The sequence below is a fragment of the Bradyrhizobium sp. AZCC 2289 genome, assembly GCF_036924615.1.
GTDB lineage: Bacteria > Pseudomonadota > Alphaproteobacteria > Rhizobiales > Xanthobacteraceae > Bradyrhizobium.
On record NZ_JAZHRY010000001.1, the window covers coordinates 8,779,153 to 8,792,865 of the forward strand.

13 protein-coding genes are annotated in these 13,713 nt (G+C 59.3%); 8 read left to right on the forward strand and 5 right to left on the reverse strand.

The genetic code is table 11. From position 1 onward, the window contains the following. Positions 1–9 precede the first annotated feature (9 nt). From V1289_RS41105 to V1289_RS41135, 7 genes are all read left to right on the forward strand, one after another. Positions 10–1,386, forward strand: coding sequence for a pilus assembly protein TadG-related protein (locus tag V1289_RS41105; protein ID WP_334404968.1), 1,377 nt, complete (start codon positions 10–12; stop codon positions 1,384–1,386). Beyond that, on the forward strand, positions 1,386–1,838 hold the full coding sequence (locus V1289_RS41110) for a TadE/TadG family type IV pilus assembly protein (RefSeq protein WP_334404970.1): 453 nt from the start codon (positions 1,386–1,388) through the stop codon (positions 1,836–1,838). Before V1289_RS41105 ends, V1289_RS41110 begins: the two co-directional genes overlap by 1 nt. 587 nt (positions 1,839–2,425) lie before the next feature. After that, positions 2,426–4,006 carry a type II and III secretion system protein family protein gene (locus V1289_RS41115; protein ID WP_334404972.1) on the forward strand — a complete coding sequence of 527 codons (1,581 nt, stop codon included), beginning with the start codon at positions 2,426–2,428 and terminating at the stop codon, positions 4,004–4,006. Between the two features lie 768 nt (positions 4,007–4,774). Further along, entirely contained in the window at positions 4,775–5,323 is a 549-nt protein-coding gene (locus V1289_RS41120) for a tetratricopeptide repeat protein (RefSeq protein WP_334404974.1), read from the forward strand. Between the two features lie 120 nt (positions 5,324–5,443). After that, positions 5,444–5,980, forward strand: a complete 537-nt coding sequence (locus V1289_RS41125) for a hypothetical protein (protein WP_334404975.1) — start codon at positions 5,444–5,446, stop codon at positions 5,978–5,980. Between the two features lie 871 nt (positions 5,981–6,851). Further along, a complete protein-coding gene (locus tag V1289_RS41130; RefSeq protein WP_334404976.1) occupies positions 6,852–7,106 on the forward strand; it encodes a type II toxin-antitoxin system VapB family antitoxin in 255 nt (84 codons plus the stop codon). Then, the gene (locus V1289_RS41135; protein ID WP_334404978.1) at positions 7,103–7,498 is read left to right on the forward strand and encodes a type II toxin-antitoxin system VapC family toxin; all 396 of its coding nucleotides are present in this window, start codon (positions 7,103–7,105) and stop codon (positions 7,496–7,498) included. Before V1289_RS41130 ends, V1289_RS41135 begins: the two co-directional genes overlap by 4 nt. A gap of 195 nt (positions 7,499–7,693) precedes the next feature. Here the strand turns inward: V1289_RS41135 and V1289_RS41140 are convergent, their stop codons facing one another. The 5 genes from V1289_RS41140 to V1289_RS41160 form a co-directional block, all read right to left on the reverse strand. Further along, positions 7,694–8,821 (reverse strand): ERF family protein, encoded by a 1,128-nt coding sequence (locus tag V1289_RS41140; protein ID WP_334404980.1) that lies wholly within the window; start codon positions 8,819–8,821, stop codon positions 7,694–7,696. Further along, positions 8,802–9,629 carry a YqaJ viral recombinase family protein gene (locus V1289_RS41145; protein ID WP_334404982.1) on the reverse strand — a complete coding sequence of 276 codons (828 nt, stop codon included), beginning with the start codon at positions 9,627–9,629 and terminating at the stop codon, positions 8,802–8,804. Before V1289_RS41145 ends, V1289_RS41140 begins: the two co-directional genes overlap by 20 nt. Before the next feature lie 288 nt (positions 9,630–9,917). Then, complete coding sequence (locus tag V1289_RS41150) at positions 9,918–10,511, reverse strand: hypothetical protein (RefSeq protein ID WP_334404984.1); 594 nt, start codon at positions 10,509–10,511, stop codon at positions 9,918–9,920. A 92-nt stretch (positions 10,512–10,603) separates the two neighbouring features. Then, entirely contained in the window at positions 10,604–11,443 is an 840-nt protein-coding gene (locus V1289_RS41155; RefSeq protein ID WP_334404986.1) for a terminase large subunit domain-containing protein, read from the reverse strand. After that, a complete protein-coding gene (locus V1289_RS41160) occupies positions 11,427–11,780 on the reverse strand; it encodes a hypothetical protein (protein WP_334404988.1) in 354 nt (117 codons plus the stop codon). The genes V1289_RS41155 and V1289_RS41160 overlap by 17 nt, the downstream gene beginning before the upstream one ends. 1,126 nt (positions 11,781–12,906) lie before the next feature. On the opposite strand from V1289_RS41160, the gene V1289_RS41165 reads away from it, so the two are divergent. Beyond that, a complete protein-coding gene (locus tag V1289_RS41165; RefSeq protein WP_334404989.1) occupies positions 12,907–13,566 on the forward strand; it encodes a hypothetical protein in 660 nt (219 codons plus the stop codon). Positions 13,567–13,713 lie beyond the last annotated feature (147 nt).

Here is a 13,713-nt window from a genome sequence, read left to right on the forward strand (position 1 = left end):
AGAATGTCGATGCGTAACTTGCTCCGTTGCCATCGTGGTTCTGTCGCCTTCGCGACCGTCATTGCCCTGGTGCCGCTGATCGGAGTGGTCGCACTCGGGGCCGAGGCGGGATCGTGGTACGTCACCAAGCAACACGCGCAAAACGCCGCTGACGCGGCAGCCTATTCGGGCGCCTTGCGGGTGGCATGCTCGAACGCCGCTGTTGGTAGCAGTTGTGATACAGCACAAGACTATGTCTATCGTGGCAAACAATTTGCCGATCAGAACAAGTTCTGCGACCCTCGCGACATCTCGTATCCTTGTGCGAGCTCGCCCCCGACAGGAACGACGCAGACTGTGGGGATCGATCAGCCGACCTCCAGTCGCGTTCGTGCCATTGTTGCGCAGCAACAGCCAACATACCTGGCAAAAGTGCTTGGTTTGTCCACTATCACCGTCCGCGCTCAAGCCATCGCCGAAGTCAAGAATCCGAAAGACCTGTGTGGGTTGGGACTTGGACCGAATAATAACGCACTTACAATCGGCGGCAGCAGCAACATAACCGGGAATGGTTGCGGGCTGATGTCCGACAACTCCGTCAAATACAATAGCACTCCGACTTTTAGTGGTTCCGGTTGGGCCGTTAATGGCGTAACTGGCTGTGTCGCCTCCACGGGCCATTGCAATATTAGCGTGCCTTATAACTACAATGCGCTGCCAGCGCAGGCCCCCCTCCAGCTGCAAAGACTGGATACTGCCACGTTCAACAACTGGACAGGGACGGGCAATACAGATCCAAGAATAGTAGTAAATCCCTGCCCGTCTGGGGTACCTGCCGGCACGAATAATTGCTATAGGATGGCCCCGAACAGTGGTCTTGGTAGTACGGCGGCGTACACAAGGCTCACGGTGACAACGGGAGACTATGTAGATTTTGCCCCAGGAACCTACATTTTCTATAACGCAGCGATAAGCATCAATGGTGGGACCGTCACCTGCACCGCCTGCACACCCTGGCCACCTACAGGCACAGGTCTAGGCGTAACCCTCGTCTTGCTCGGGACTAATAATGCGGGCCTTTCCATTAGTGGTACCGCTAATGTTAACCTCTCCGCCCCTGCGACCAACGCTTTCTCTTCTGATTTGAATGGCGTTCTGATTGACGATCAGACATCGAACAGGAGCAACAATGCTGTCACGATCAACGGCGGCACGGTTACTTTGGGCGGCGCGATGTACTTCCCCCACGTCGATGTTACGTGGGGCGGAAGTACTCAAAATGCTAATACGACCTGTACAGAAGTGATCGCCAACACGATCACCATCAACGGTAATGCCTTCATGAGCTCGAATAATTGTGCTCCGGGCACTGTTTCTCACAGCCAGGTCGTTGCTTTGGTGCAGTGATGAGAAAGCTCGATCAACGAGGCGTCGCGGCGCTGGAGTTTTGCCTCGTCGCCGTGCCTTTGTTCATGTTGATGTTTGCCATTTTCGATCTGGGACGTTATGCAATCACTGCCCAGTCATTGCGGTCGCTCGCGAATGCTGGTGCTCGGGCAATGATGATCTATTGCTACACACCTACCGAAATAGGAATAACCCCTTCGTCACCATGGTCGGCGACTAACACATCACCCTCGAGCTGTACCGGTGACCCCCTGCCATCCGATGCAGCCAAACAAGCCGTTGCCCCGTTGCTGTATATCACCGGCGGTCCGCCGACGCTTAGCATACCGGCGCCAGCTGTGGGAGCCACTGCGCTTACTGTTACGGCATCTCAACCAAATTTCACCATGATAATGCCGGTATGGGGCACAGCATTTAACGCGCCGAGCGCGTCCACCTCAGTTCCGTTTTAGCACATTCCCAGGAATCATTCTGGCGGTAAGCGACAGAGATTCGACCCCGGCTTCTGAACAGATTTTCCGCGTCGATTAGTGGAGCTTTTGCCCGGGCTCAGGCTGCCAAGCGGAGGAGCGGCTGGGAGATAATTAAAGCAAAAATAACGAAAACATTAACCAAAACCAGCCCTTTAATGCGAGTTTTACGCGGTGGTTGCTCGGGCCGTCACCCATGAGTGATCGTCACGAAGGTGCTCACGCTGCAGGTCACCCTAGGCTGGCACGGAAAGTGGTGCTTGTTGGCAACATTGGAGAATTTTCTCTGGTGTTGCGACAGCCCGGTGAAGGTCTTTCCTTGCAAAACGAGGCACATAACGGATGATGATGTATTCGTCCGGCGGGAGGACACGAAAGTGCTCTCTGCGGGGCGCGGAGTCGGTGCCCAAAACCAGTGCGCGCCAGGAGAATACAAAGGTAACGATTTATCACGGAACCGATTGTAAGCTCTACGACGTGGTGCGCGAAGGGAAGCTGTTAGGGCGCCGAAGCCGTTGTTTTTTGGGGGTGTTGCGAAGCAGCCGCGTATCGTGGCGAAGGGGAATGGAATGAGACGCGTTGCGAGCAAGGACGGTGGGAGGCTTCTCGCCTTGAGAGTCGTACTTCTTGGCGCGGCGCTTGTCTTGTTTGGTTCCGCTGACGGCGTGGGTGCGGCAGAGCGGCGAGGCTCGTCCAGCGGCGTGTTCGTCAGCGAAATGAGTGACGTCCAGCGCGTCAAGGTGACCATCAACAAGTCACGCACCTTCAGGGTCGATACAGCTTTTTCGACCATTGTCTCGGGCTCGCCCGACATCGCCGAGGTGAGGTCGCTGAGCGATCACGTGATCTACATTCAGGGCAAGCAGACCGGCACCACCAACGTCATCCTGTTCGACAATACGATGAAGCAGATCGGCATCCTCGATGTCGAGGTCGCGATCGATACGGGCAACCTGCAGCAGAATATCCAGTCATCGACCGGCACGCGCGGCATCCGTGTCACGGCCGCGGAGGGCCAGGTGGTGCTGAGTGGAATGGCCGCGGATGCGGTCGCCGCCGAGCGAGCCATGGCGATTGCCACCGGCATCGTCCCCAAGGGCGGCGTCGTCGTCAACGCCATGAACGTGGCGGGGCCGCAGCAAGTCATGCTGGAAGTGCGCTTCCTCGAGGTCGCGAGGTCCGCTGGCCGCGAACTGGGCGTGAACCTCTATGCCGGCAATGGCAACCTCACGCAGGTTGGAAATAGTGGAGCTGCCGGCGCCGCCGGCTCAGCACCACTACCATTTAGGACCCCCCAAGGAGTTCCTGTTCTCGCCACCGCGGGAGGGCTGTTGAGTGGCGCGGCTCCGTTCGGCAACCTCTTAACGAATGTCCTGAAGCTGAATAACGGCACGTCGGTCGATCTGCTAGTGCAGGCCCTGGAGACGAAGGGGCTGGTGCGCCGCTTGGCCGAGCCGAACCTGATGGCGTTGTCGGGCGAGTCGGCGCGCTTCCTGGCCGGCGGTGAATTTCCGGTGCCGGTACCCTCTACCACGGGTAGTGCGAACGGCTTTCCCACCATCTCCATCGAATTCAAGAAGTTCGGCGTCGAGTTGGCTTTCGTGCCCACCGTTCTGTCGCGCGGCGTGATCAACCTTCGGGTTGAGCCGTCGGTCAGCGAGCTTGATTTCGCCAATGCGGTGACGATTCAGGGGACGATAGTTCCGGCGTTGACCAGCCGTAACGCGCGGACCACGGTTGAATTGCGCGACGGCCAGAGCTTCGCGATCGCCGGATTGCTCCAGACCCGCAACTCGCAGGATGTCTCGCAATTGCCCTGGATCGGCTCGGTGCCAGTCCTCGGTGCGTTGTTCCGAAGCGCATCTTATCAACAGAAAGAGACGGATCTGGTGATCATCGTGACGCCGCGTCTGGTCGCGCCGGCGGCCCCGGGGCAGACCTTGGCGTCGCCCCTCGATTCGCGATTGCCGGCGAATGACGTCGACTTCTTCCTCAACGGTCAGATGGAAGTGAAAAAGCGCTACAATGACTACGTCAATTCCGGCGGTGACGTCAAAGGGCCTTACGGGCACATCATCGCGCCCGATGTGCGCCTGTCCGAGCCGCCGGCGGTTGTAACCGAGCAGCCCGTTGTCAAGACCCTCAACTGAAGGACGACCGATATGACATGCACGGTGTTACTCGCGGTCTTTACACTCGGGTCTTGCAACGGCTTGGCCGGCAATGACGAAATGGATCGTTATTTCCAGCGTTCTGATACCATGACATTAAGTGCCGGCGACGCGAAGCAGGCCAATGCCGTGACCCACACGATCAATCCCTGGCCGAGCTACGTCGGCGATCGCAGGATCGTTGCTGGGGCGGCGAAGACCCAAGGTGCAATTGTGCGTTATCGTAGCGGTACCCAACCACGCGATCCGTTACCTGCTATCTCGGGAGAGGGCCTCCCAATGGGAGCTGCGGGCGCAACGGCAGCAACAGTCGACGCAGGTGGTGGCGTCCTCTTGGGTGGTAGCGGCGTGAGCGTGGGCGTTGGAGGTGCTGCCGCACGTTAATGAGTTGAGAGACAAAGAAGCCAAAGTCAGCCACATGAGCTTTAGATTTAACGAATCGGCGTCGCCACCGCAAGGACACCGCGCGTTCCCGGGTGGACGGTCGGCAGCGTGACCATTACGGGTAGAAATCCGAATCTGTATTTACCCGGGCTTTTGGTTGTTTTGCTACCGGTAGTAGTAAAGTTAAGCGCGGCGTTTAGTCATATACGTTGAACGCCGGGGTCGGCCGGGCAGGGGAGTTTATCCGGCGTCTTTTTCAATGGGGGCATGTGGCTTACCGGTAACACGTCTCTAACCCCGCTCATGTTAGTGTGGGAATGATATTTCGAACGGTGCAAGTAAATGGGGCGGGGATAACGGATTATGCGGCGCCTTCTTTTTTGGCTGGCTAGCGCCTTACTGGCCACAGCCTTGGCAGGTTGCGAAACGGTGCAAGAACCAACTGTGCGTGACGCTGCCGTAGTTGCGCCCGTTGCTCCAGCCGGTCCAGACCCTGTGCAGGAGCCGACCGACGTCAAATATTATCCTTCCGATGAACCTGTGCGGATGGGATTGGAACACTTCAACCGCGGCAATTACGGGATCTCCCAGCGGTATTTCAAGGATGCGGTCGAAAAGGCCCCGAAGGATGTGACGGCCTGGATTGGACTCGCAGCGAGCTATGACCGGTTGCGTCGCTTCGATCTTGCCGATCAGGCTTATGTCCAAGCGATCCGGTTGGGGGGAGAAACGGTCCAAATCCTGAATGATCAGGGATATTCGTATATGCTGCGCGGCAATCTGAGTGCAGCGCGCCGGAAGTTTGAGAAGGCCTATTCGCTTGATCCGACTAACCCGGTTATTGCCAATAATCTTCAGCTGCTCAATGGCAGCCGACGGTTCATTGAAAGACCGGCGGAAAATCAACCATAATCAGAGCAACTACTCGTAATACTCTGTTTGTATTGATCTTTTTAGAATCGGCGAGGCGGGGCGCCTTATGCCGGGGAACCTTTAAGGCAAGCTTAACGTTTTTGACGTATGGCTTGTCTTATGAACCGTCTTTTTAAGCTACAATTCTTGGGGCCACTCGCGCTGTTCGCCGCCACGCTTTGCGCCGAATTGGCTGCACGTGCTCTTCAATATGCCCCCAGCTCCGAACTTCTCTGGTTCATCAATCTCAGGATGTTCGGCATCTTTCAGCGAAGCGATGCAGTTTTGAGCTATTTCATTCCGATGGATGGGTTTCAGTTCTTCGGGGTTGCGCTTCCGATCTTCGTGCTTGCCTGCTTTGGGCTCGCAGCCAAGTCCCGGCCCCTTTTCACGATCGCAACTCACCTGAGCGCGGCGTATGCGGGGTTTTTGGTCCTCTCCTGGCAGGTTGGTGCACCCACCGTTACGCAGGCATCACTTGTACCGGTTGCGGTCCCGCCGGGCGTTGGCCTGTACGTGATGGCGACCATTTTGGGGACTTGCCTCCTGTCCTTTGCGATCACGCACCTGCTCTATATCCGCGCCGTGCGGGAGGAAATCCGAGCTTTTGTACGTCGGCTGCGGGCAGGGCCCCGAATCGTTCGCGGGTTCAATTAATTCGGCGGCAAAACGGCGTCGGCTTGCCGGCTGTCGCGTCTCACAATGACGATTGATCCATTGCGGGCGTCTTCGCACGAGCAATTTCGAAGCGTATTCCGAGATCACCGAAATCACGGTCGGCCTTCCGAGGAAGGACCCGGTGGTCGCGCGCAGGAATCTTGGGAAGATCACGCCGCGCTCGGCGTCCCGCGGTTGGATTTGATCTGGGAAAGCGAGTGTCGGAAGTCCCGGTAACTAAGTTCGTTTCGCGCGTCTGCGTCTGCCGCGACTGCTGAGGCAAAGTGGTCACAGCGGCGCCGCAATCGCATTACCTTCCTCCAGGACGAGTGGGGCAACCGAGAGCGGGTGAGTTTCCAGCCAAAGCTTGCGTGCCACGATGATTGGTTCGAGACCGACTCTCACCCACCAATCTCGTTCTTTGCCGGCGCGGTGGAGTTCGCGGTGATGTGCTCGGCAGAGCGGCACCGTAAATTCATCGCTAACCTTGTGCCTCAATTCGCGATCTGAGCAAAACGCCAATGGTGCCGGTCGCACGGTTGGCGGCCGCAGACGAGGCAGGGCAGGGTTGCTTGGCTACCAAATCGCAGGTGCTGCGCGGCGTGGATAGCAACGTATAGCAGTTGATGCCCTTTAACTTGGGGTGATCGGCCTATTTGCTCCGCGGAGGGCCGCCTTGTTCGATACAGGCTGCGAGGAAGCATGTGGCTTTAAGGCTAGCCTTAAGGTCGGTTGACGCGGGTGGAAGTTCTGAGCGGGGCTGAGCGGCGCTGTCCGCCCTCGGCAGCCGCCAGCATCGAGTTCCTGGGATCCCTAAACTTTACAAGGCATGGTAGAACGGTATATGATGTGGGCTAGAAGGGTACCAGGAATGAGCTTGAACATCAAAAACCCGGAGACGCATCGTCTGGCCGAAGAGCTTGCCAAGCGGACCGGCGAATCCATGACCGCGGCGGTAACGACCGCCGTTCGTGAACGGCTTGATAGGGTCCGCCGCGAACAGGGGGCCAGCCTGGCGGATCGTCTTGTGGAGATTGGGAAGGACTGCGCCAAGCGATTGAAGGAACCGTATCGATCGGCCGATCACGACAAACTGCTTTACGATGATCGAGGGCTACCCCGATGATCATCGACACGTCTGCGCTGGTCGCGATCCTTCGCAACGAACCCGAAGCACAGGATTGCGCCGTCGCGATCGAGAGAAATCAGATCCGGCGCGTGTCCGCTGCCAATTTCGTTGAGACCGCGCTGGTGATCGACGGAAGCCGCGATCCTATCGCCAGCCGGCGCTTCGACGATCTTGTCAAAGAAGCGCACATTGCGATCGAACCCGTCACCGAGGATCAGGCGCGAATTGCGCGCGAGGCCTATCGCGATTTTGGTAAAGGCAGCGGGCATCCCGCCAAACTCAATTTCGGCGACTGCTTTGCTTACGCGCTCGCAAAGACGACCGGTGAGCCCCTGCTATTCAAGGGTGATGACTTCGTCCATACCGATATCATCCAAGCACGAGCCTGACTGTAACGGCGAATTGTCTCGCGAGCCAATGACGCTTGTTGGTCTCGCGGGCTGACATACGCAAAAGCTTTCTGTAAACCCCTGGCATTCGGCCCAGCTTCACTGGTCCAGTACCGAACTACCGAAGACACGGCCGGAGCAGACTTTCTGCTCCGGCCGGTTCTTATCACCAAAAGGCGACGGTTTGAGACTGCGCTATCCGCCTGCAACAGTCGGGTGCGTCATCGTCCACAGGCTGCGCGCGGAATTGAGTGGCTCGAGCCCGTTTCGCGACCACCAATCCTTTTCTTTGGCGGCACGGTGCAGTTCGCGATGATGCGCGCGGCACAGCGGCACGGTGAATTCATCGCTGACTTTTTGCGCTAGTCCGCGCGGCTGCGCAAAACGCAAATGGTGCGGGTCGCAGGGTTCGCGGCCGCAGACGAGGCAGGGCTGCCCGGCGACAAAGCGCAGGTGCTGCTTGTCCCTTAGCCGCTTGGGCTCAGGCAGGGCAAGGACGCTTTTGTCGATGCGGGAGCGGGTGTCCTCGTTCGCGCCTGGCGGATCAGGTTCGGCTGGCGGGAGGTCGTTATCCGGTATCGTCTGCAGGCGGGCGAGCCGGGCCTGGAAGGCCTGCCTGAGCCTGTCGCCATCTTCTGGCGTCAGGGTGTTTGCCTTGGGCCAGGCCCGGAGTGTCCAAGTATCCAGATCGTCTTTGAGCGCCAACCCTTCCAGCTCGAGCAGCAGCTGATCCCGCAGAATTTCCGAGGCTTCATTCGATAGGACAGCGACCCGGGCACCGTTCGCACCCTTGCCTGGCCGCTGGAATGCTGCGCGGGTTGGCGGGATCTGACCATTCGAACCGGAATTCTTTGGCGACGGACTGTTTTTCGGGCCTGGGTCCATCGGTTGGAGGGCGAGGTCGGGCGCGTCGAGATCGTCCTCGCCGGCGATCCCGACCAGTGTGAACAGGGCATAGCGCCGGGCATAGGTGAGGGCGGCGCCCATGCGGTGAGGTGCTGCCGTCTCGCTGGCCGGGCATACCGGCCAGTCCGAAGACACCCACTCACCGGACGCGTGGACCAAGGTGGTCGTCAGTCTGATTAGGCCGCTGTCCCGGTCGATCGCCGTGCTCTGGACCGTCGCGATTTCATGCTGGCCCAGACATTTGCGGACGATGTCCAGACCGGTCGACAACGGGGCGTAGCGAAACGTTCGCTGCCCCTCCCGCGGAAAGGGGGATTCGATGGTCGCGGTCAGCGACTTTTCCGGGTTGGCGATTTCGGATTGCGCCTTGGCGAGTGCCGCGGCCAGCGTGCCGACTTTATTGCTGGATCGCTGCATGGCCGGGCTCCTCACTCAGGATCTCAAAGCTGATGGCCCCGGACTTGGAGCGTTTGGCACGGATGCCATGGCCCCTGGCTTCTTTGGCGTCCTCCGGCACCAGCGCCTTCAGCTCTGTCTTCGCCCGCTCATGGTCTAACGCTGCAGTTCGTGTCTGCCGCATGAGGCTAGCGAACTCGGCCCAGGCGTTGGAGCCACTCATGTCGACGGTCCGGACCGCCTCGATCTTTGCCCGTGGCGGCTCGACGCCAAACAGGTGAGGGGCCTCACCACTCTCGACGCAGCGCCAGAACTTTTTCTCCGCGGTGAGAAGGAGGTGTTGATAGAGAGGGTCAGCCGGGATGGTTATCTCGACCCATTTGCCGCCACCGGTGATGATGGAAAGCACCGCGGAGCGGGATTGGATCACCCACATGTTGTGCTGAAGCTGGGCCATGTGTTTCTCGGCCGCGCCTTCTTCCGAGAACGACCACGGCAGCATGAACTTCGCCTCGAAGACGGCGCCAGTCCCCTCGACCATGCCGTCCAAGGTTGCCGCCATCCAGCGCTTCACGGGATGAAACACCTGGCGCTGTACCGCGGTGACGACCTGGCCGGTATTTCGCTCGTACCAGTGCCGGTTGAGGGGCTCGGTCACGATGCCGAGCTGGACGATCAGGTTGTTCGAGAGGTCTTCCGGTTCGATCTCACCGCGCTTCTCCCGCCATAGCCGGAGCAGGGCTCCTTCATCGTCACCCATAATAATCCGGGCGTCGGACCCGCCGATAAAGGCCCGGCGGCCCGCGGTCGATCTGACAGAGTGCAACATCTTGCTGTCTCCATTGGGTTGTCCATTTGCTGGCGGCAGATCGCCGATCGACGATCTCCCCACACCCGCGCCGCGTCGAACAACCGGGACCGAAGCCAATCAAACGCGCGTCGAATGAATACGAAATGGAGTGGCCGCATTGGACGACGAGGATGCCTAAGGCGGCACCAGGCAGAGCCTGTTCCGAATCAACTTGACGGGCGAGCGGGGCGGGGAGCATTTAAAAAAATGATTGTGTTGCGGAATTGCCGCGTGAGAAATTTATTCCGGCACATCGAAGTTCGATCCTCAAGTAAACGGTCCCCAGCCCACACTTTGCCGCGGCTTGGGCGGCCGGCGTGGGGCCTCGAGATTTCTAAGCCACGCCTCCAAATGCCGATGCTGCGCCGCCCACGCCAGCATCGCGCAGGAGATGCCGAGGTCATCGTGCGCTCCCGACGGACAGCCATAGACCGTTCCGCCTTGGCGAAACTCGACCGCCAGATTGGCCAGTTGCGCAAAGGCGCGGCGAATTGCCGGTTTGTCGGCAAATCGGACAAGATCAGATTGAAGTTGGGTATGGAACAGTTCGAGCAGATAGCTCCTGCCGATGGTGTAAACCGGCAAACAGCCATGTTTGGTCGGTCGCAATTCGGCGTTCATGCCATCGCCATGGCGACTGATTTGCGTTCCAATCACCCGAGGACCGAATGTCTCGCGCAGTACTTCGCCGTAGGTCGGGTCATAGCTGAGGTCCGCGACGATCAGTGCATTGTTATTGTGACGTCGATCAACCGCCGCCAGCGCGCTCGCCCGCGCATGTCCAAAAAAGTTCTGCGGCAGTTCCTCGGCTTCGGCGATCCCAAGCAGGCATCGTCCATACGGTGAGTTGCCGCCGACCACGGCGGTCGATCGATCGCGGCTGCGCCCGACATCATGGGCGATGATCACCGGTCTGAAACAGGGCCAGGTGCTGACGTCATCTAGGTTATAGCTCATCGAATTACTCCGGAGTGCTGAAGGCGCTGGAACGGGTTTGCAATCGGCACGGCTTGCGCCTCAGGCGGTGGGCCAAAAGCCGGCCCTTGCGGCACCAGCGGTACGTGAATCCGGGTCGCGCGTTCGTACAGATCCCAGCCAAACGGGCTGGCCTGCGCGCCACCGGGAATCCCGAGATATTCCCGATTGAAGCTGTGTTCTCCCAACTGCCGCCGTTCTTGTTCGAGAAATGCGGGCGCGTACATCCCCGGGACATCGGCGGTGGCTTTCAGCCGAAGCCACGATGGCTCGTCGTCCGACCATGCCGTCCAGAACGGGTCGGTGCGACTCCAGGCGGTCGACAGCATCGCAAAGCGCGCTTGTGGGCGGCGAGCCCGCATCGGGCGTAGGGCGCTGATCAGGTCGTTGTCAAGGCGGGCGGCCTCGTCGGCTATGATCCAGCCGTCCACCGTCAGGCCACGGATCGAATCATCGCTGCTCGGCAGCGCCAGCACGCGCGATCCGTTTTTTAGTTCGAGCCCGTAGGTGTTGTCGACCTTCAGTTCGGCGCCGACCTTGATAAGGCTATCGCGCACCCGCCGCACGGCTTCGGCACTCTGGCGTTGGGCGGGGCAGGCAATCACGTTCAAGCCCCCGGCGGTGAACAGCATGTGGTGCGCAATTGCCCAGGCCGCTGTCGTGGTTTTGCCGACCTGCCGTGCCGTCAATGCGATGATCGAGGCGCCACGCGGCGCGCGCAGGAATTCCGCCTGCCATGGCGAGGGTTCGACCCCGAGTGCGCCGCGGACCCATTGAACAGGGTCAATTTGATAGGCTAATTCACGCAGTGTGCTCATCGTCTACCTCCAACAATGCCTGCGCGATACGCGCTTTCAGTTCGGGCTCATGATCAAATTTAAGGATTATGCGCTCGGCAATTTTCGACAGGTCGAAATTGACATTGGTTTGCACGGCGACATTGACCTGCGAACCCTGCCGGTCAAAACCCGAAAGTCGCGACAGGCTGTCGAGCGTTTGCCGGATCGAGTTGAGGCCAGACAACGCGACCTGAAGCGAGCCTTGCTGCTCGGCCTGCGTGACGATCTGATCGATCCGCGCCCGCAGGTCGAAATAGCCGGTGCTAAGATCGGCCTTGGTTGGAAGGCAGGCGGCGGCCGCGGTGCCGCGCGACACTTCCTTCATGATGGCATTCGAAGAGCCGAGCCGAAGGCAATTTGACCGGTGCCGGTGCAGGCTCGATGGATTCAAATCATAGTCATGCGCGATTTGATTGCCCGTCTCGCCCGCCGCCAACCGTCGGTCAATCTCGGCCCGCTTGATGTGCTGGCATGTGCTGCATTTTCTCGCCATTTTACCCCACTCCTACGCTCTACTTCGCAAATCGAACCTTGGTCTGTTCGCGCCCGACTCACTTCCGCGGCGCGCGCCAAAATTTTTAATGTGACGTTACCAACCCGCCGCGCCCTCCTGCTTGGCGGGCCGTTGGTAAATCTGGCGTAAATCGGGAAAGGATTCTGCCGGGCTTCGGGCGGCCCAAACAGGTTCAGGGCCTGGCGAGCCGGATAATAGCCAGTCGCGATCGTGGCGCGCCGGGTACAGGGGCGGGCCCGTCAGATTCTAAAACGGATGTTCGAAATTTTCCGTATCGTCGCTCGCATTCCGGAATCATATCGGGAACCACATCCTTCTGATTTATCGCAAAAGGCAATATCGCAAGTCCGATCCAAATGTTCGCCGGCACAAGAATATCGGCCCTGAAATTCGTTCGTTAAATTCCGCGATGGCTTCAAAGAACCCCGCCATCTGATGCGCTGCACAATCTTGACAACTGGCGCCGCAAACAGGACGATCTGCCCGGTCGCCCCGAGGCGAAACCGCTTGGAGTCGGGGCTGAAGGTTAGCAATGAGTACGGATAAACTTCAGGCACTAAGCAATACTGTTGCGGAGATACTAAGCGAGCCTCCGTCGCCCGCTACGTTCTTTGACGAGGAGCCCTGCGACGCAGCGCAGGTCAGCGAACAGGTTGCGAAGGCTTCTGACAATCTTCGGCAGGCCATCGAAATTCCAAAAGAGAATTTCGGAAAGCTAACTTCTCGCAAATTTGGAATTTCACCCAACGAGATTCACGAAGCGCACATCGTCCGCGACACCGGGAACGAAAGCGTTGACATCGCTCGTCAAGCACTTGCGGATCAAATCCCTGTTGCGCCTCAGAGGGAAGCGGGAAATCAACGGCTTTCCAAGCTGTCGCACGAAACCGTAAGCCCCCAGTCGGATCCGCATACAACGAGCACAAACATGTTTCGCACGGCGGACTCGGGCAACCGGATTCCACTTGGCGGATGGACGTTACGGGGCTTCGCCGTCATCCTGCTGGCAGCGGGCATCGGGGTAGCCGCCGTCATTTGGTTTGGGTTGTCCGGCGATGCCGCAAAGACAGCTCCTTCGCACCCCGCACCTCTGGCCCAGATCGCGCCGACCGCCGCCGTGCCGCCCGAGTTAACGCCGTTGCTCCAGTCGATTTCGCGCGATCTCACCAGCGTGGGAAAGGAAATCGAACAGCTCAAGGCCAGTCGTGAACTAATGGGCCGCGACAATGCGAACCTCAGCGAGCAGCTCAAGGCGAGCCAGGAACAACTGAACCGCGGCGTTTCCCGGCTTTCCGAACAACTCAAGACCAGCCAGGAACAAGTGGCGCGCGACAATGCGAACGTGGCCGAGCAGATAAAGGGGATCCAGGATCAATTGGCCCGCGTCATTTCCCAGGCTTCTGAGCAGAATGCGTCGCCCAAAATAGCCGCGACTCCGCCACGGCTGCCACCCCCTCCGCCACGGCCAGCAGTTCCAGCGGCGCGTAAGCCGGTGTCGACAGTCTCGTCGGCGCCGGCCGCAGCCCAGCCGAAGGCCGAAAAACCAAAATTGTCATCGGCGTCGCGGCCGCCGCCGCCCGCGCGCTAGGGCGATTCCTTCACACGCCTCACCCCGTTACGACAACAAGCCTGTGAGTTCGCGGCTTAGCTAACTAGGCGTGCGCTCAAGCCGCCGCGCCGGATGGACCCGGTCGAGTGGGCGGCGGTGCGTCCGGTGGCTGCCCCGGCGAAGCTG

Coding starts and splice junctions, on each gene's coding strand:
- V1289_RS41105 (WP_334404968.1), top strand. CDS start 10: ATGCGTAACTTGCTCCGTTGCCATCGTGGTTCTGTCGCCTTCGCGACC.
- V1289_RS41110 (WP_334404970.1), top strand. CDS start 1,386: ATGAGAAAGCTCGATCAACGAGGCGTCGCGGCGCTGGAGTTTTGCCTC.
- V1289_RS41115 (WP_334404972.1), top strand. CDS start 2,426: ATGAGACGCGTTGCGAGCAAGGACGGTGGGAGGCTTCTCGCCTTGAGA.
- V1289_RS41120 (WP_334404974.1), top strand. CDS start 4,775: ATGCGGCGCCTTCTTTTTTGGCTGGCTAGCGCCTTACTGGCCACAGCC.
- V1289_RS41125 (WP_334404975.1), top strand. CDS start 5,444: ATGAACCGTCTTTTTAAGCTACAATTCTTGGGGCCACTCGCGCTGTTC.
- V1289_RS41130 (WP_334404976.1), top strand. CDS start 6,852: ATGAGCTTGAACATCAAAAACCCGGAGACGCATCGTCTGGCCGAAGAG.
- V1289_RS41135 (WP_334404978.1), top strand. CDS start 7,103: ATGATCATCGACACGTCTGCGCTGGTCGCGATCCTTCGCAACGAACCC.
- V1289_RS41140 (WP_334404980.1), bottom strand. CDS start 8,821: ATGCAGCGATCCAGCAATAAAGTCGGCACGCTGGCCGCGGCACTCGCC.
- V1289_RS41145 (WP_334404982.1), bottom strand. CDS start 9,629: ATGTTGCACTCTGTCAGATCGACCGCGGGCCGCCGGGCCTTTATCGGC.
- V1289_RS41155 (WP_334404986.1), bottom strand. CDS start 11,443: ATGAGCACACTGCGTGAATTAGCCTATCAAATTGACCCTGTTCAATGG.
- V1289_RS41165 (WP_334404989.1), top strand. CDS start 12,907: ATGTTTCGCACGGCGGACTCGGGCAACCGGATTCCACTTGGCGGATGG.